Raw genomic sequence first — 18,862 nt, 5'->3', positions numbered from 1 at the left:
GGGAAGACAAAACCCGACCTGTTGGGGCCGGGTTTCGAAAAAAGATTCTTTATGCTTCGTCCGTCGGATTATCGGGCGTCGTTGGTTTACGGCGCGGCGGACGGCTACGCTTTTTTGGAGGATCTGCGGGTGCTTCAGCTTCAGCCTTGGGAGTAGGCGGTGCCGGTGCTTTACGACTACGCCGAGCTGGGGCACTGGCTGCTCCTGGAGTTTCAGCCGGCGCCTCAGCTGGTGGAGCAGGCTTAGGCTTTGCCCGTGACTTGCGGGGCGGACGGCTTTGAGCTGGTGCCTCAGTTGGTGCCTTAGCAGGAGCGGATGGCTCAGGAATTGGAGCGGTTGGAGCCTCAACCGGTGCAGCGGATGCGTGTGCTGAGCGGGCCGGAGCGCGCCGTGGCTTTCGTGGTGCGGCTGGAGCAACTGGAGGCTCCACTGCTGGTGTTGGCGGTGCGGCAGACGTAGTAGGGGCCAGTGCATCCACAGGAGTTCCCACTGGTTGCGCGGCAACTAAAACTGAACCTTCCGTTGCTGGGGTAGCAGCTGGCGTGGGCCGGTTTCGACTAGGGCGGTTATGCCGAGTAGCAGCACCGCGGGCACTCAACTGTCCAGAAGCCCCCGTGCCTTTGGTGTCTGGAATAGCCGGCTCGACTTGAGAAATAGGCTCCGGCTGAGGTGCGGGCGGAGTTACCGGCGCAGGTGCCGCAACCGTTGGCGCTTCCACTTCTATGGCTGGCTCTGAAGCCGGCACCGGTGGCGGTGTCGTATCGGCTGCGGCTGGCGCATCAGCTGTCGGTGTATCGGTAGCGTACAGCGTCTTGATGCGCGAAGCTGGGCGGTGTGGCTTGCGCAGAGCTGCGGCGCGTTTCTCGCTAGCTGAGCGGCCAGAACGTGCTGGTTTGCTCCCCACCGTTGGCTCAATGGCTGGAATGGGCGACACAGGGGCATCAGGTACTGCTGCGGGAGTCGCAGCTACGGCATTCTCAGCAGGATCGGGCTCCGCAATAGGTGTCTCAACTACTGCTGGTTCCTGTGTCGGCGTTTCAATTAGTGGAGTTTCTTGCTCAGCAGTTGATCCAGTTTTACGGCCCCGGCCGCGCCGTGAATTGCGTTTGCGGCGCTCTAAAGCCGTTTGCAGCGGCATATCCGCGTCGGCAGCTGTAATAACTACCGGCGGTGCGGCTGGACGTGGTGCAACGGTTGCTTCATTGGTTGGCTGCTCGTCGGGCGTGCTGCTAATGGTGGCCGAGTTGGGCGCTTCAGCATTAGCTTCCTCCGCGGCTAGGCGAGCAGCGTGTTTCTTCTTGTTGCGTTTGGCTCCTCCACGGCTACGGCGCTTTTTCTTATTGGGTACTAAAGCGTCGAGTATTTCCTCGGTCTCCGCTTCGGCCGTGATAAAAGTCTCGTCTTCATCCTGGTCCTCGGCTGCTTCCGGTGCGGCAGCTTGCGGCTGCGGAACAGGGGTTCTTGCGACTACTACTGTCCTGGTTTCCTCTGCCTCACCAGCATAACCACCGATGTCAATCCGCTCCTCGTCATCCTCGGGCGCCGGTTCGGGCACTTTGGGTTGCGGCAGACTTTCAATCTGGCGGCGCACATCCAAAATTTCCATGCGCAAGTCAGCCTGGCCAGATAGCCGTTCCAACCGCTCCAGCGTGCTTTCCAGAAATTGCCGATGTTCTGGCGCGCCCAGGTGCAGCGGCCGATGACCTAGCGCCTTCTGTACGGCTTCCCATTCCTTGCGGAATCGGCCAAACTCAGCATTGAAGTAGGTCCGGGCAAACCGTTCCCAGATGTAGTCTTCCGCTACTTTCGAAGGATGCAGCATGTCTTCCGCGTAAAAGCGGTAGTCGCGCAAATCGTCGAGCAGCAGTTCGTAGGCCGGAAAATAAGACACATCGGGCAGCAGCTCACTGAGGTAGTGGCAGGCCACCCGTAGCACCGACTTGCTCACCGCATTTAGCGGCAACGTATCCTTCAAATGGCGTACCGGGCTCACTGTCAGTACAAAGCGAAGCTTGGGGTTGCGCCGCCGCAGATAAGCGTGCGTTTCCGCTACGGCATTGATGATTTCGTCGGGAGTGAGCAGCTCCTTGTCAAACTTCTCCGCGGGCACTTTGTGGCAATTATTCACCAGCTCGCCGGTTTCCTTGAGCCGATAAACCCAAGCTGAGCCTAGCGTAAGTACTACCACATCGGTAGTGGCCAGAAACACGCTTGTGTCGCGCAAAAGACGCTGAATATCTTGGAGCAGCTCCACCGGCGAATCGGCCCCGATGTTGGCGTGCAGGTCGTAGCTCTGCCAGCGGCCACGGGCCTCTACTACGTGTTGCTGCCAGTCCACATCCTCCCCGGCCGCGGCCCGCAACAGCTGGCAAGCCGACAAAGGATTGAAGACCGTTCCAAAAGGATTGACTGATGTGGAAACCTTATCGGCAGCTAAGCGGGCACCTATAGTATCTGAAAAGCAGGAGCCCACCGTCAGCACGCGCGCCGAAAGCGGCAGCTGCTCTGCATGAGGTGTAAGCGGTAATTCAGTGCGAAACATCCCTAAAATATACGGCCAATGAGGGCCAACGGACAGGCAACCTACTCAACATCGGGCATCCAACCAAAACGAAGCCGAATGGCAACGGAGTCTACCCTTGTTTGTAAGTCATAAAAGAGGAGCTAAAAAAAAGGCCCGACTGCGCAAACAGCCGGGCCTTTTCTATTACGCCGTAGCTTATTCAGCTACTACGTTGAAACGCACTTTGTGCTTCACTTCGCGGTGCAAATCCACGGTAGCCGTGTATTCGCCTACTGCGTTAGGCTCCTGGTCGAACGAGAGGCGCTTGCGCTCTACATCGATGCCTTTTGCCTTCAGCGCGTCCGCCAATTGCAGTGTGGTCACGCGGCCGAAGATGCGGCCACTTTCCCCCACTTTCGCGGCGATATCCAGTACCACGTCACCGATTTTGTCGGCTATTGCTTGCGCATCAGCTTTCACTTTATCGGCTTTGTGCGCGGCCTGGCGGATGTTCTCGGCTACGATTTTCTTGTTCGATTTGTCGGCCAACACGGCCAGTCCCTGCGGGAGCAGGTAGTTGCGGCCGAAGCCAGGCTTCACCTTTACGGTGTCATTCTTATAGCCCAGGCCCTTAACGTCGTCTTTCAGAATTACTTCCATGTCTTTCTCTAGTATTGAGTAGTGAGTAGTAGGTATTGAGTAATAACGATGCGGAAAAGCTCCGCGGGTGTCTCACTACTCAATACTAACTACCCAATACTAATTTTCTATTTCAACGAGTCGGTTACGTAGGGCATCAGGGCCAAGTGACGGGCTTTTGCTACGGCTTGGGCCACTTTGCGCTGGAACTTGAGGCTGGTGCCCGTGATGCGGCGAGGCAGAATGCGGCCCTGCTCGTTCACGAACTTCAGCAGGAAGTTCGGGTCTTTGTAATCGACATACTTGATGCCGTTCTTCTTGAAGCGGCAGTACTTCTTGCGGGTATCCTGCTTGTGGATACGTTCGTTGGCGAGGCTCATCTTCTTACTACTGGGCTACGGCTTCCGATTGTTTGGCTTTCTGCTGGTTCATCTCGCCTTTCCGACGACGCTCCCCGTAGGCTACGGCGTGCTTGTCGAGCACCGTGGTGAGGAAACGGATGATCCGCTCGTCACGACGGAATGCTAGCTCCAGCGTATCCACGATGTTGCCGGCGCCAGTAAACTCCACGAGGAAGTAGTAGCCGGTGTTTTTTTTCTGAATTGGGTACGCCAGCTTTTTTAGGCCCCAAGCTTCAGTGTTGATGATGTCGGCGCTATTTTCCTTAAGCACCTGCGAGAACTTCTCGACCGTCTCTTGCACTTGGCTCTCGTTCAGCACGGGAGTCAGAATGAAGACCGTCTCGTAATTTCTTACTTCCATTACGACGGGGTGAAATTGTTGTGTGAAAAAATCAATGAGGGGGCAAAGATACGCTTTTTCCAACACGCCCCGTATGCCTTATCTATAAATAGTTGAAATATGAGTGGAATTAAGAAGTTGGCTGTCAATTACCAAACCTTATTTTCCAGCCAGCAGTTAACTAAGGGAAAGAGTGGGAGCCTCCTCATTTGGGAGTATAGGCAGGCGAGCCAATATTGGTTTTGCCACATCTAATAGAAGGAGTGTTTCGACCTTTTTAGAATACATCTAAGCAAGCTTCAGGGGGCGAAAATTAGCTTACCTGGGTTTGTTCTCTAGCAATCCCGACCTACATTTGTGGCCTTGAAGCACCCCCGCGTTTCTTTTTCCCAGTCAAATTGTGCTATGGATAGCATCCGACTTCGTCCTCTTTTTCGCCTCTTTCTTGCTCTGTTCCTAACATTTGCTGCCCTAGATAACACTTCGGCTCAAGATGTTGGCGCGGCTCCGGCCGTGAGCAAAGAAGGCGTAACACCTGGCGCTACGCCCGCCGCAACCCCAGCTACGGCTGCTGCTCCCGCCGCTGGCGGTGGCGACGCCGCTACCATTGCCGCTGGCGACGCTCTCTTCAAAGGCAACTGCGCCCAGTGCCACGCCATCAACGATGTAGTGGTAGGTCCAGCCCTCGGTGGTATCACCAAGCGCCGTCCTATCTCTTGGTTGATTCCATGGATCAAAAACTCCAGTAAAGTAGTAGCCAGCGGTGATGAATACGCCGTGAAGCTGTATAACCAGTACCAAAAGCAGCAGATGCCCAGCTTCCAGCTGAGCGACACTGAAATTACTTCGATTATATCTTACATCACAGCGGAGGAAGGCAAATCTGCTGGTGCTCCCGGCGCTGCTACAGGAATTACTCCTGAGAAAGGAACTGAGACTCCTGGTACGGAAGCTGGTGCTGGTGGTGGCGGCCAGTACGTCGATGTTCTGCTAATCGTATTAGTGGTAGTGCTGATTGTGCTGGTGGTAACGTTGGTTATTATCGCCAACATCATGAAAGACGTGCTTCGCGGCCGCAAAGACCTTGATGGTCGGGACGTGGAGCTGCTGGAGCAGCGCACCGATTGGACTAAGCTGTACAAGTCGCCGGTGTTGCGTGGCATTGCTGGAACGGTGTTCGTACTGGCCGTACTATATGCGTCGGTGCAAGGCGCCATGGGTGTAGGTCTGACGCAGGGCTACCAGCCCACGCAGCCCATTGCCTTCTCGCATAAGCTGCACGCTGGCGAGCACCAGATCAACTGCGCTTATTGCCATACCTCGGTGTACAAGAGCAAATCAGCCAATATCCCGTCGGCTAATATCTGTATGAACTGCCACTCGCAGATCAAAACGGAGTCGCCGGAAATTAAGAAGATTTACCGCTCTATTGAGCGTAAGCAGCCCATTCAGTGGGTGCGGGTGCACAACCTGCCAGACTTGGCTTACTTCAACCACTCGCAACATACTCAAGTGGGCGGCATCGAATGCCAAACCTGCCACGGCCCCATCCAGAACATGGAAGTGGTGTACCAGTATTCGCCGCTCACGATGGGCTGGTGTATCAATTGCCACCGCGAAACGCCGCTTAACACGAAAGGCAACGGCTACTACAACAACCTCGTGAAACTGCACGACACGGCCAACGGTGGTGCACCGTTCACGGTTTCGTCGAACGGTGGCACGGAGTGCTCGAAGTGCCACTACTAAGTTCATAGAGCCTCGCTACGCTGAGTTAAGTCTCAAGCTAGCGGGGCTCGCTACCGAAAAGCCTTTTAAACAAGCCTTAAACTTGCGGACCGTGTCAGGGCACTACTCATAGGCCCTGTGTCCACAAGACCCTAAGTCCCCAAACAAATGCAAGAGTCGCCTAAGTACTGGAAGGGAATTGAGGAACTAGAGAACTCACCGGAGTTCGTGAAGAATGCACTCACGGAGTTTGCAGACTTCCTCCCGGTGAAAGAGACCCACGGAACATCCGATGCCAGCGTAGCACCGCGCCGTGACTTCCTCAAGCTAATGGGCTTCGGCATCGCCGCCGCCACCCTTGCCAGCTGCGAAACCCCAATTAGAAAAGCAATTCCTTACCTGAACAAGCCAGAGGAAGTAGATCCAGGTATTTCGAACTGGTACGCTTCCACTTACTTCATCGGTCAGGATTATAATAGCGTCCTGGTAAAAACCCGCGAGGGCCGTCCCATCAAGCTGGAAGGCAACCCGGAGTCGCCAATTACGCGCGGCGGCCTTTCGGCCCGTGCCCAAGCTTCGGTTCTGGACCTATATGACGGTGCCCGGTTGAAGAAGTTTGCCATCAAAGACAAGGATGGCAAGTTCAATGACGCGGCCAAGGACGTAGTCGATCAGCAAATTCGTACGGCACTGGCTAGTGCGGGCCGCATCGCCATCGTATCGCCGACTATCATTAGCCCTAGCACGAAGAAGGTCATTGCAGAGTTTGCAGCCCGTTACCCCAGCACCGAGCACGTGATGTACGACGTGAATTCGGCTTCGGGTCTGCTGCGCGCTAATGGTGGCGTACTGCCAAGCTACGATTTCAGCAAAGCTGACGTAATTGTAAGCTTAGCCGCCGATTTCCTCGGCACTTGGATCTCGCCGGTGGAGTTCGCTCAGCAGTACATCACCAACCGTAAAGTGAGCAGCGAAAAGCGCACCATGTCGCGCCACTACCAGATTGAGAGTGCCTTCACGCTCACGGGTTCCAACGCTGACATTCGTGTACCAGTAAAGCCCTCGCAGCTTGGCACCACCGCGGTAGCGTTATACAACAACATATTGAGCGGTGGCACTGCTTCGATTAGCGGGTTGAGCTCGGCCGAAAATGCCAAGTTTGCTCAAGCTGCGAGAGACCTGAAGGCTGCTGGCAGCCGTGGTCTTGTGGTATCCGGTTCCAACGACCCCGCTATTCAAACCCTAGTAGCTGCTATCAACCGTAGCCTGGGCAGTGCCGCCGTCGATTTGACTACGCCATCTATGCTGCGCCAAGGTGACGACGCCCGCATGGACCGGCTGGTGAAAGACATTGTTGCTGGTCGGGTAGGAGCAGTTATTTTCTACGGTGCCAACCCGGTGTACAACCACCCAATGGGTGCTCAGCTAGGTGAGGCATTGAAAGGTGGCAAGGTGAAAACCACCATCTCGCTCAACGACCGCCTCGACGAAACCGCTTCGTTCTGTAAGTATATCGCGCCCAACAACCACTGGCTGGAATCGTGGAACGACTACGAGCCCAAGCGTGGTTATCTGAGCCTCGCGCAGCCAGCTATTTCGCCACTGTTTGCTACTCGTCAGGCGCAGGAGTCGTTGCTGACGTGGGCTGGCAATTCTAACAGCTATTACAGCTACCTCCGCGCTCAGTGGAAAGGTATCATCGGTAATGATGCTAAAGCTTGGGATAAAGCCGTGCACGATGGCGTAGCAAGAGGTTCGGTGCTAGCTGCTCCAGCCGCGCAGGCGGGAGCTGTTATGAGCCCCGAAGCGGCTATTGCAGCCATCAACTCAGCTCCCAAGCCATCTGGCATTGAGCTGACCATTTACGAAAAGATAGGGGTAGGCAATGGTACCGAAGCCAACAACCCTTGGCTGCAAGAGTTGCCCGATCCAGTATCGAAAGCCACGTGGGGCAACTACGTGGCCGTGCCACGCAAAATGGCCGAAGAGAAGGGCTGGAAGCAGGGCGACGTGCTGAAGGTTTCGGCCCCTAACGTGAAACCGATTGAATTGCCCGTGCTGGTCCAGCCTGGCCAAGCAGCCGGCTCCGTAGCTATTGCACTTGGCTACGGCCGGGTGAAAGCAGGCCGGGTAGGCAACGAAGTAGGACAGAATGTGCTGCCCTTCGTTACGATGCGCAACGATGCTATCATGTATGGCAACGTTGTAACGTTGGAAGCAACCGGTGCTACTTCGCCCATTGCCCAGACCCAGACGCACCAGACGATGATGGACCGCTCACAAGTGGTTCAGGAGTCGACGCTGGCGATGTACCAGAAGAACCCCAAAGAGGTTACCGAGTACGAAACCATCTCCACCCCGGACGGTCCGCAGAAGCCCAACAAGGTGTCGTTGTGGCAGGATTACGAATACAAGAACCACCACTGGGGCATGGTCATCGACCTCAACTCGTGCATCGGCTGCGGCTCTTGCGTGATTGGGTGCCAAGTGGAAAACAACGTAGCTGTAGTAGGTAAGCAGGAAGTAATTAACCGGCGCGAAATGCACTGGTTGCGCATCGACCGTTACTACAGCTCCGCGGCCAGCAAAGAGGATTTCGCCGAGAAGGGCAAGCTCGATACGTACGAGGCAATGGAAGACCCGACGGAAAACCCGACGGTTATCTTCCAGCCCATGCTGTGCCAGCACTGCAACCACGCGCCTTGTGAAACGGTGTGCCCGGTACTTGCTACCACGCACAGTTCGGAAGGTCTCAACCAGATGACCTACAACCGTTGCGTAGGTACGCGCTACTGCGCCAATAACTGCCCTTACAAAGTGCGCCGCTTCAACTGGTTCTCGTACTACTCGAATGAGAAGTTCGAAGTGCAGAACGGTCACATGTTCACCGACCTTGGCCGCATGGTGCTGAACCCAGACGTAACGGTGCGGGCTCGTGGGGTGATGGAAAAATGCTCTTTCTGTGTACAGCGAATTCAGCTTGGTAAGCTGGAAGCCAAAAAGCAGAAGCGCCGTCCGAAAGATGGTGAAGTAGTAACTGCTTGCGCGCAGTCTTGCCCCACGCAAGCCATTGTATTCGGTGACCTGCGTGATCCTAACTCGCGGGTTTCGCAGATCACGCGTCGGGAGGATGGGGAAAGAGGTTTCCACGTGTTGGATTCCATCAACACCCAGCCGAACATCACGTACTTGACTAAAATCCGGAACGCCAGCAAAACGGAGTTCAACGCCTAAAAACTGAGCCGTGGGGAGGGCTGCAAGCTCGCAGCCGGTAGCCCCCCCATCCATTCCTTTAAGTCCAAACACTATGCAGCACGTATCGCCTGTACGGGAGCCGCTCGTAACCGGGGGGAAAACGTACCACGACGTCACCCAAGACGTGTGCCGCCAGGTAGAAGCCGCTCCCAACGTCCGTTGGATGGCTGCCCTTGCCGTGGCACTCTTTTTCCTCGGCATCTTCTTCTATTCCGTGTACCGCACGCTGTGGTACGGCATCGGGGAATGGGGCCTAAATAAAACCGTTGGCTGGGCCTGGGATATTACCAACTTCGTATGGTGGGTAGGTATCGGCCACGCTGGTACGCTTATCTCGGCAGTTCTGCTGCTGTTCCGTCAGAAGTGGCGGACCTCCATCAACCGCGCGGCCGAAGCCATGACCATCTTCGCCGTAATCTGCGCGGCTATGTTCCCGGTACTGCACATGGGCCGTCCGTGGCTTGCCTACTGGGTATTCCCGCTGCAAAACACGTTTGGCTCGCTATGGGTGAACTTCAACTCGCCGCTGCTGTGGGACGTTTTCGCCATCTCGACTTACTTCACCGTGTCGCTGGTATTCTGGTACACGGGTTTGGTGCCGGACTTCGCTACCATTCGTGACCGTGCCAAGGGTCCTATCGCCAAGGTAGCATACTCGCTGCTGAGCATGGGCTGGAAAGGCTCGGCCAAGCACTGGTCGCGCTACGAAACGGTTTCGCTGATTCTGGCGGGTGTTTCTACGCCGCTGGTACTTTCGGTACACACCATCGTATCGATGGACTTTGCTACGTCGGTAGTTCCGGGCTGGCACACCACCATCTTCCCGCCCTACTTCGTGGCCGGTGCTATCTTCTCCGGCTTCGCCATGGTACTCACCCTAATGCTTATCACGCGGGTGGTATTCAAGCTGGAAGACTACATCACGCTGGAACACATTGCCCTCATGAACAAAATCATGATGGTAACTGGCTCTATTGTAGGTGTAGCTTATATCACGGAGTTCTTCATTGCTTGGTACTCGGGCGTTGAGTTCGAACAGTACGCCTTCATTAACCGTGCTACCGGTCCGTACTGGTGGGCTTACTGGTCGATGATGACCTGCAACGTTATTTCGCCCCAGCTGGTGTGGATTCGTCGTATTCGCTACAGCATCCCGGCCACCTTCGTACTGTCGATTATTGTAAACATCGGGATGTGGTTTGAGCGCTTCGTGATTATCGTAACCTCGCTGCACCGCGACTACCTGCCGTCGAGCTGGGTGATGTTCTCGCCTACCATCATCGACATCGGCATCTACGTTGGTACGCTGGGTCTGTTTTTCACGCTGTTCCTGCTGTTCGCTAAGTTCTTCCCCGTGATCAACATGGCCGAGGTGAAGGCGGTGCTGAAGTACACCGTAGACAACGGGCCGACTTACACTGGCCACGACCCACATCATCAGACTATCACCCAACCCGCCACCCACGGTGTGCCAGCTTCGGCTCCCGTAAACTACGATAAGCATGACTAAGCGCTTCGCCCTCGGCATCTTCGAAGACGAGGACGTGCTGCTGCACGCCGTTGAAAACGTTCGCGAAGCGGGCGTAAAAATCTACGAAGTATTCACTCCGTTCCCGATTCACGGCATAGACGAGGCGCTCGGCATTGAGCGCTCCCGTCTGCCTATCGCGGCCTTCTTCTACGGTCTGACAGGTTTGTCTTTTGCGCTGTGGATGCAGATTTACATGCTGGGCTTCGACTGGCCGATGATAATTGGTGGCAAGCCGCACATTGCGCTGCCCGCTTTTATTCCAGTTTCCTTCGAGTTGACGGTTTTCTTCTGCTGCCACGGTATGGTTATTACCTTCTATACCATCAGCAAACTATACCCGCGCTGGAAAACTCCCGTGCTGGACGTGCGCTCCACCGACGATAAGTTCGTGATGGCCATTGAGGTGAACGAGAAGACCGATCTGAACCATCTGACGCAGCTGCTGCGCGCTAACGGCGCCTCAGAGGTGAACGAAAAAGAAATGACCAAATTCTAATGACGCATTCGCTGAAAATAGGTCGGCAAGCGTCGGCTATTCTGTTTGCTTCGGTGCTGGCTGCCGGTTGCAACCGCGCCGATGATCCGGGCGTCCAGTACGCTCCCGAGATGTACGAGTCCATTCCGTACGATGCGCTAAAGCAGGTAGATGCCAACACCATCAACCCGATGGGCATCAACGAGCGCACCCCCGCGGTAGGCACGGTGCCACTAGGTAAGATGGACTACTACTCGCACATTCCCAAGGATAGCGTGACCATTGCCGAGCGGGTACTGCGGAACCCTTTCTCCTACACCAAGGAAAACCTGCTCGAAGGCCAGGTGCTGTACGTTCGCAACTGCCAGCACTGCCACGGCGAGCAAGGCGACGGTCAAGGGCCGGTTGGCGTTAAGTTTAAGGGTGTGCCCAACTACGCAGCCGGCGCCTACAAAAACATGAACGACGGGCACATCTACCACGTCATTCAGTGGGGCCGCAACCGCATGATGCCGCACGGCTCGCAGGTGAACCCCAACGAGCGGTGGAAAATAGCCATGTACGTGCGCATGCTCCAGGAAGGCAAGGGCCCCGATGGTCTGACGGATTTCCTGAAAGCCCGCGGCCAAAGCTCCGGTCAGAATTCGGAGTCGACAGATCAGCAAAACCAAGCCCCAGTGGAGGAAGCTCAAGCCGACAAGAAATCGGAAACTCCAGGACAGGGAGATGAAGCACGTAACGGCACCGCCTATTAATCCACTATGGCAACTCTGACGCATCAAGAAAGCGCCACGGCTGAATACCTGGAAGTTTCGTCCGGTACCCGTAAGAGATTCATCATGATCATTGTGGCCGGCGTTGCGCTGCTGGTTATCGGCATGATCCTATCCTACCTCGGGGTAGGAGTTGAACATCACGAAGGTGCGGCCGCCACTCATGGCGCCACTGGCGGTGGCCACGAAGGAACCGGCCACCACGGCAGCCCAGCTTGGCTGAAGCGCCTTATTGTGAGCTTGTGGCACAACAACGTGTTCTTCACGGGCGTGTCTACCATTGGCACCGTGTTTATGGCTATCCAGTACGTAGCCTATGCTGGCTGGTCGGTGCTGATTAAGCGCGTGAACGAAGCCCTCAGCGCCTGGGTAATTCCGGGTGGCGTGTTGATGGTAACCATCTTCCTGCTAAGCCTCATCAACCACGACATCTTTCACTGGACGATGCCGGGCATCATGGAGAAGGGCAATGAAAACTACGACGCCCTGATTGCGGGTAAGTCGGGTTTCCTAAACCTAGGCTTTTACCTTGGCCGCATGGTGGTTTTCATTGGTATCTGGGCCTTCTTTACCAAGCGTCTCCGCGACTTGTCGTTGGCTGAGGACCTGAATGGCGGTACCGCTTACTTCCATAAGTGCATCAACGTGTCAGCCCTATTCTTGGTGCTGTACGCGGTTTCCTCTTCGATTTCGGCTTGGGACTGGGTGATGTCCATTGACACGCACTGGTTCTCGACCATGTTCGGGTGGTACGTATTCGCCTCTTGGTGGGTATCGGGCATCGCGGCTACTACGCTGTGCACCATTCTGCTGAAGCAAGCTGGTTACCTGCGCTGGGTTCAGCCCGGTCACCTGCATGATCTTGGTAAATTTATGTTCGGCTTCAGCATCTTCTGGACCTACGTGTGGTTCTCGCAGTTCATGCTGATTTGGTACGCTAACCTGCCGGAAGAGGCGGTTTACTACAACCAGCGCCTGGGTGGGTTTAACAACCAGTACACTTGGCTGTTCTTCTTCAACCTACTCATCAACTTCGCCTTCCCGTTCTTGGTGCTGATGACCCGCGATGCCAAGCGCCAAATGATCATGCTTAAAATTGTGAGCATTGCCATTCTGATTGGCCACTGGTTCGACTTCTATTTAATGATCATGCCTGCAACTATGCAGGAGAATAACGGGTTCATAATAGAGTTCGGTGTCGCAATGGTATTCTTGGGGAGCTTCCTGCTGTTGATGACCAGGCGCCTCTCGCAAGCCTCACTGGTTCCGTTGCATCACCCGTTCCTCGACGAGAGCGTGCACCATACCACCTAAATCTAGACATGAGTATTGAGGAGTGAGAAGTTAGACTGGACGGTATAACGACAACTCACTTCTGCTCTCAACTCTCACTTCTTTTCCCTTCTGATGACTACTCTTGGTATTTTGCTGGTATTGGTGCTGCTGCTGGTCGTGTTCGGCCTGCTGTTCCGCCTCCAGATCCTAACCTCGATTTTTTCTGGCAGCTCCGCCCGTGAATTTGGCACCAGCAACCGTGTTAACGGGGTGCTGATGCTCATCTTCATGGTAGTTGGTGGCGCGGCCTTCGCCTGGTCGTTTGGCGACAATTTCAATAAAATGAACCCGCCCATCGCGTCGGTACACGGCCACGCGACGGAGCGTATGTTCTGGACCACGATGATCATTATCGGCATCGTGTTCGTCCTGACGCAAGTAGCCTTGTTTGTGTACTCGTACAAGTACCAGCATAAAGAGGGTCGTCGGGCGTACTTCTTCCCCCATAATAACAAGATTGAAATCATCTGGACGGTGATTCCCGCCATCGTAATGGCTGGCCTTGTCTTCGCTGGTTGGAAAGAATGGACTCGCATTACAGGCGCCGCGCCGAAGAATTCCGTGGTGCTGGAAGTGATGGGCAAGCAGTTCAACTGGTTGGTACGCTACCCCGGCCGCGACCAAACGTTGGGCGTAGTAAACTATCGCTTGATTGACGCTACCAACGAGTTTGGCTTCGACCTGACCGATAAGCGGGGCCTCGACGACTTCGTAGCTGGTGAGATTCACGTTCCGAAGGGCCACCCAGTGGAGCTTAAGATTCGTTCCCGCGATGTGCTCCACGCGGTGTATATGCCCCATTTTCGCGTGCAGATGTATGCCGTACCGGGTATGCCAACCAAGTTCTGGTTTATCCCGACCAAAACTACGGACGAAATGCGTGCTCAACTCGGTAAGCCTGATTTCAACTACGAACTAGCTTGCAACCAAATCTGCGGCCGCGGTCACTTCGCTATGAAGCTGAACATTGTAGTGGATGAACCAGATGACTATGTAGCCTGGTTTGCTCAGCAAAAGTCCTTCTCGGAGCAAAATCCTGACGTACTCGCATCCTTCAAACAGAAAGAGGAAAAGCTGGTTGTAAAAGAGGCTGCTGCTGCCGTAGCGACGCCTACCGCTAATCCTTCGCTCTAATTCAACGCAGTTAACCAAAGCTTTCTATGGCTGCTAATCTTCCCACGCAAATGCCGGGTGGTGTCGGGGTAACCCAACCAGACATCTCGCACGACGAGCATCTGCACGATGACCACCACGATCAGCACTGGCTGTTCAAATACGTCTTCAGCACCGACCACAAAGTCATTGCCAAGCAATTCCTGATCACGGGTATCTTCTGGGCAATACTGGGTGGTACGTTGTCGAGCTTGTTCCGTTTGCAGCTTGGCTGGCCCGAGGCCACTCTCGGCTGGCTGACCCCGGTACTCGGTAAATGGATTGAAGCCGGCAAGCTGAACCCGGAGTTCTACCTAGCACTGGTGACGATGCACGGCACCATCATGGTGTTCTTCGTGCTTACAGCTGGCCTATCAGGCACGTTCTCCAACTTCCTGATCCCGCTGCAAGTAGGCGCGCGTGACATGGCCTCGGGTTTCATGAACATGCTCTCCTATTGGTTCTTCTTCGTGTCGGGCATTATTATGTTCTCCTCGATGTTCTTGGAGACGGGGCCGGCTGCCGCAGGTTGGACTATCTACCCGCCACTGAGCGCCTTGCCGCAAGCTATTCCCGGCTCTGGCGCGGGCATGACGATGTGGTTGGTATCGATGGCTCTATTTATTGTTTCGCAGCTGTTGGGTGGTGTTAACTATATCACCACTGTTATCAACTTGCGTACTCGGGGCATGAGCATGAGCAAATTGCCGCTCACCATCTGGTCGTTCTTCTTGACGGCTATTTTGGGCCTGCTCTCGTTCCCTGTTCTTTTCTCGGCCGCACTGCTGCTGATTTTCGACCGTAGCTTCGGCACCTCGTTCTTCCTGTCTGACATCTACATCGCCGGGCAGGCACTTAACCACACGGGCGGCTCGCCGGTGTTGTTCCAGCACTTGTTCTGGTTCCTAGGTCACCCAGAAGTGTACATTGTAATCATGCCAGCTATGGGCATGGTGTCTGAGATTCTTGCTACCAACTCACGCAAGCCTATCTTCGGTTATCGCGCCATGATTGGCTCGCTGCTCGGGATTTCTCTCTTGTCGTTTGTTGTGTGGGCTCACCACATGTTCGTGACAGGGATGAATCCGTTCCTCGGCTCGGTATTCATGTTCCTGACGCTCATCATCGCCGTACCTTCGGCCGTGAAGACCTTTAACTGGCTAGCAACGCTGTGGCGCGGCAATATCCGTTTCACCACCGCCATGCTTTTCTCTATCGGCTTCGTTTCGCTGTTCATCTCCGGTGGCTTGACGGGTATCATCCTGGGTAACGCTGCCTTGGACATTCAGATGCACAACACCTATTTCGTAGTGGCTCACTTCCACTTGGTAATGGGTAGCTCAGCTTTCTTTGGTTTGTTTGCGGGCGTGTACCACTGGTTCCCAAAGATGTTCGGGCGCATGATGGACGAAAAGCTCGGCTACATCCACTTCTGGTTGACTTTCATTGGGGTGTATCTGGTGTTCATGCCGATGCACTACGTAGGTATCGCCGGTTTCCCCCGCCGCTACTACGCTTGGACGGGCTTCTCCGCTTTCAGCCAATTCGCTGACCTGAACAAGTTCATCTCGATTGCTGCCATCCTGGCGTTCTTCGCGCAGTTCGTGTTCATTTTCAACTTCTTCTACAGCATCTTCCGCGGGCGCCGCGCCACCGAAAATCCTTGGCGCTCGACTACGCTTGAGTGGACCACGCCGCTGCACCCTGGTCACGGTAACTGGCCCGGCGAGATTCCTGCTGTGTACCGCTGGCCCTACGACTATAGCAAGCCTGGCGCAGAGGAAGACTTCATCCCACAGAACGTACCGCTCTCCAAAACGCAGTCGTCTAACCTACCTTACGAGAAAGAGATGGAGTAATAGCCTTCTGGCAATAACCCCCGAAACGGGCCGCTGTACTTACGGCGGCCCGTTTTGTTGTAACAGGGTGTTACTCGTGTCATTTTTGAAATCGCGCGAATCGTTCGGCTTGTTTGATTGTTAAATCACTGACAGCGCGAGAAGAAGTCTGCGCTACTTTCTCTATGAACCAACCTGCTTTCGTGCGCCGCTTCCGCTTCTTTGGCATCCTGACGGTGGTAGCGGTGTACTTATTGATTCTGGTGGGCGGCATTGTCCGCAGTACGGGCTCTGGCATGGGCTGTCCCGATTGGCCGAAGTGTTTCGGGACCTGGGTGCCTCCAACGGAGAGCAGCCAGCTACCAACCAATTACAAGGAAATCTACACCGAGCAGCGCGTGGCCAAAAACCAGCGTATAGCCAAAACGCTCGATAAACTCGGCTTCAAGCAAGTAGCGGCGCAGATATTTGCGCACCCGACGCAATACATCGAAACCGACTTCAACGCCACCAAGACTTGGATTGAGTATCTCAACCGGCTGCTGGGCGCTTTGATTGGTGTTTTTATTTTCCTGTCTGTGGTACTAGCATTGCCATATTGGCGCCGCGACCCAATGGTGTTTTGGCTGACGTTTGCTTCGTTTCTGCTGACTGGGTTTCAGGGCTGGCTAGGGTCGTTGGTGGTATCAACCAATCTGCTGCCGGAAATGGTGACAGTACATATGGCGCTGGCGCTGGTCATTGTGGCCATGCTGATTTACGCAGTAAGCCGTTCGCAACAAGCCGGGGAGGCGTACATGGTGGCCAACGTGCAGCCGCGTGCTTCGGGGTTGCTGCTGGGGTTGTGGGCAGCTGCATTGCTCACGTTCGGGCAGATAATGCTAGGTACGCAAGTGCGGGAGCAGGTCGATATCGTGGCTTCGGGCGCTAACTTCCTGAACCGCAGCGGTTGGGTGGAACAGCTGGGCTCCATCTTCCATTTTCACCGCTCGTTCTCCATTGCGCTGCTGCTCCTGAACCTGTACGTGGCGTACCGGCTCTATCAATTGGGAAGCGCCCGGCTGCGGCGGTTAGCAACGGCGGTATTGGCCTTACTAGGCTTGGAAATAGCGGCGGGTATCACGCTGGCCTACTTTGCTCTGCCCGCCGCCGTACAGCCCATACATCTCACCGTTGCGACACTGCTCTTCGGGGCGCAGTTTCTGACCATCATTCGCTACAGCTACCAGACGAAAACCCAGCCGCAGGCCGCTATTCCGCGTGTCGTTGCGTAACTTTGCGGCCCGGTTTGGAGCCCTTCCGCCGTCTGTCTTGTTCTACTACTGATGACCAAAGTCAGGGCGTACTTTCAATTGATCAAATTCCGGCTGGCGCTGACGGTGGCCTTTTCTAGTGCCATCGGCTACCTGCTAGGGGCGCAAGCCTTCGACTGGAGCCGAGCACTACTGGTGCTGCTTGGGGGCTTGGCTGTAACGGGCTCGGCGAATACTATCAATCAGATTTACGAGAAAGACCTCGACAAGCTGATGAAGCGGACGGCTCAGCGCCCGTTGCCGCTCGGCATTCTGAGCATAGCTGAGGCCTGGGTGTTTGCTGTTGTGTTGGGCGTGCTGGGGCTGGGGTTGCTGGCGTATTGCTTCAATCCGTTGGCGGCGGCGCTGTCGCTGATTTCGCTCATTCTGTACGGCTTCATCTACACGCCCCTCAAGCAGCTCTCGCCCATCTGCGTATTTGTGGGCGCTATTCCCGGTGGCTTGCCGCCGTTCATTGGTTGGGTGGCCGCTACCAACGCCATCACGGGTGACGCTAGCATTGGTGGCTGGGTGTTGTTTGGTATCCAATTTATGTGGCAGTTTCCGCACTTCTGGGCCATTGCTTGGGTTTTAGATGATGACTACCGAGCCGCGGGTTTCAAGATGCTACCCTCGCCCGGCCGCAAAGATTTGCGCACCGCTTTCCAAATCATGACCTACACGCTGCTGCTGATTCCGTTGAGCCTACTGCCCTTGCAGTTTGGCATTACGGGTAAAGTATCGGCGCTGATTGCGGTGGTGTGCGGCGTGCTATTTCTAATGCAAACTTTCTACCTGATGCGCACCTGCACCAAAAAAGCAGCCATGAGCATCATGTTTGGTTCTTTTCTGTATCTACCCATTGTGCAGATAGCTCTCGTTCTTGACAAAATGTAAACAGGCTGTTGTTCGTTTTTTGCGGCTCATTTTTAGCCCTAGTTCTCCTGAATAGATAAGCGAAGAACAAAAGACGAACAGCGAAAAACGAACACTCTTATGCAAACCGCGGAAACCTTAGAAACCAAAGAACCCGGCACCGGCATGCACCCCTTGCGGCTGCTGCTAATTCTAATGATTGTGAGCATCATTATGATGTTCGCGGCCTTCACCAGCGGCTTTATCGTGCGGCGCGAAGAAGGCAACTGGCGGGAGTTCGACCTGCCGATTAGCTTGCTGTATAATACGATTGTGATTGTGTTGAGCAGCGCTACCATGCAGTGGGCTTACGCTTCGGCGAAGCAAGACGAACTTGGACGCGTGAAGCTGGCTATGGGCTTGACGGTGTTATTAGGTCTTGCTTTCTTGGTGGGCCAATGGTTCTCCTGGGGCGATTTGGTAGCGGGCCGCACCTATTTTGGCGGCGTCGATGCCAACCCTTCCGGCTCATTCGTGTATGTATTGATGGGCGTTCATGGATTTCACCTAATCACGGGGCTGATTTTTCTCGTAAAGACCTACCTGAAAACGCTTCGATATCAGGTGCATTCGCGCCAAATGATGCCCATTGCCAACTGCACCATCTACTGGCACTTCCTGGGCGGGCTTTGGTTGTACCTGTATTTGTTCCTACTTTTGAACCACTAGTCTCGTCTTACCCCGC

15 protein-coding genes are annotated in these 18,862 nt (G+C 54.9%); 11 read left to right on the top strand and 4 right to left on the bottom strand.

Annotated features, from left to right (window positions below):
- Positions 1 to 49: 49 nt before the first annotated feature.
- The 4 genes from ACYSMN_RS08945 to rpsF all read right to left on the bottom strand — a co-directional run bounded on the left by ACYSMN_RS08945 (position 50) and on the right by rpsF (position 3,904).
- Entirely contained in the window at positions 50 to 2,542 is a 2,493-nt protein-coding gene (locus tag ACYSMN_RS08945; RefSeq protein WP_488923520.1) for a GSCFA domain-containing protein, read from the bottom strand.
- Positions 2,543 to 2,719: 177 nt separating this feature from the next.
- Positions 2,720 to 3,163 (bottom strand): 50S ribosomal protein L9, encoded by a 444-nt coding sequence (rplI, locus tag ACYSMN_RS08940; RefSeq protein ID WP_488923519.1) that lies wholly within the window; start codon positions 3,161 to 3,163, stop codon positions 2,720 to 2,722.
- 107 nt (positions 3,164 to 3,270) lie between these two features.
- The gene (gene rpsR, locus ACYSMN_RS08935; RefSeq protein ID WP_022822548.1) at positions 3,271 to 3,522 is read right to left on the bottom strand and encodes a 30S ribosomal protein S18; all 252 of its coding nucleotides are present in this window, start codon (positions 3,520 to 3,522) and stop codon (positions 3,271 to 3,273) included.
- A gap of 7 nt (positions 3,523 to 3,529) precedes the next feature.
- Positions 3,530 to 3,904, bottom strand: a complete 375-nt coding sequence (gene rpsF / locus ACYSMN_RS08930; RefSeq protein WP_488923518.1) for a 30S ribosomal protein S6 — start codon at positions 3,902 to 3,904, stop codon at positions 3,530 to 3,532.
- A gap of 384 nt (positions 3,905 to 4,288) precedes the next feature.
- Here rpsF and ACYSMN_RS08925 point away from each other — a divergent pair, with 384 nt between their 5' ends.
- From ACYSMN_RS08925 to ACYSMN_RS08875, 11 genes are all read left to right on the top strand, one after another.
- Positions 4,289 to 5,632 (top strand): c-type cytochrome, encoded by a 1,344-nt coding sequence (locus ACYSMN_RS08925; protein ID WP_488923517.1) that lies wholly within the window; start codon positions 4,289 to 4,291, stop codon positions 5,630 to 5,632.
- A gap of 147 nt (positions 5,633 to 5,779) precedes the next feature.
- Complete coding sequence (locus ACYSMN_RS08920) at positions 5,780 to 8,845, top strand: TAT-variant-translocated molybdopterin oxidoreductase (RefSeq protein WP_488923516.1); 3,066 nt, start codon at positions 5,780 to 5,782, stop codon at positions 8,843 to 8,845.
- A 73-nt stretch (positions 8,846 to 8,918) separates the two neighbouring features.
- Entirely contained in the window at positions 8,919 to 10,376 is a 1,458-nt protein-coding gene (gene nrfD, locus ACYSMN_RS08915) for an NrfD/PsrC family molybdoenzyme membrane anchor subunit (RefSeq protein WP_488923515.1), read from the top strand.
- Positions 10,369 to 10,893: a DUF3341 domain-containing protein gene (locus ACYSMN_RS08910; RefSeq protein WP_488923514.1), complete on the top strand. Its 525-nt coding sequence runs from the start codon at positions 10,369 to 10,371 to the stop codon at positions 10,891 to 10,893. The genes nrfD and ACYSMN_RS08910 overlap by 8 nt, the downstream gene beginning before the upstream one ends.
- A complete protein-coding gene (locus ACYSMN_RS08905; RefSeq protein WP_488923513.1) occupies positions 10,893 to 11,627 on the top strand; it encodes a c-type cytochrome in 735 nt (244 codons plus the stop codon). The genes ACYSMN_RS08910 and ACYSMN_RS08905 overlap by 1 nt, the downstream gene beginning before the upstream one ends.
- A 6-nt stretch (positions 11,628 to 11,633) precedes the next feature.
- Entirely contained in the window at positions 11,634 to 12,959 is a 1,326-nt protein-coding gene (locus tag ACYSMN_RS08900) for a quinol:cytochrome C oxidoreductase (RefSeq protein ID WP_488923512.1), read from the top strand.
- 93 nt (positions 12,960 to 13,052) lie between these two features.
- Positions 13,053 to 14,114, top strand: a complete 1,062-nt coding sequence (locus ACYSMN_RS08895) for a cytochrome c oxidase subunit II (protein ID WP_488923511.1) — start codon at positions 13,053 to 13,055, stop codon at positions 14,112 to 14,114.
- A 50-nt stretch (positions 14,115 to 14,164) separates the two neighbouring features.
- Positions 14,165 to 15,991 (top strand): cytochrome c oxidase subunit I, encoded by a 1,827-nt coding sequence (locus tag ACYSMN_RS08890; RefSeq protein WP_488923588.1) that lies wholly within the window; start codon positions 14,165 to 14,167, stop codon positions 15,989 to 15,991.
- A gap of 164 nt (positions 15,992 to 16,155) precedes the next feature.
- A complete protein-coding gene (locus ACYSMN_RS08885; protein ID WP_488923510.1) occupies positions 16,156 to 17,244 on the top strand; it encodes a COX15/CtaA family protein in 1,089 nt (362 codons plus the stop codon).
- 51 nt (positions 17,245 to 17,295) lie between these two features.
- Positions 17,296 to 18,159, top strand: coding sequence for a heme o synthase (gene cyoE, locus ACYSMN_RS08880; protein ID WP_488923509.1), 864 nt, complete (start codon positions 17,296 to 17,298; stop codon positions 18,157 to 18,159).
- A gap of 99 nt (positions 18,160 to 18,258) precedes the next feature.
- Positions 18,259 to 18,846 (top strand): cytochrome c oxidase subunit 3, encoded by a 588-nt coding sequence (locus tag ACYSMN_RS08875; RefSeq protein ID WP_488923508.1) that lies wholly within the window; start codon positions 18,259 to 18,261, stop codon positions 18,844 to 18,846.
- Positions 18,847 to 18,862: the final 16 nt, after the last annotated feature.

This window comes from Hymenobacter sp. M1-2 (assembly GCF_057808495.1).
This window is presented reverse-complemented; position numbering and strand designations above follow the sequence as displayed.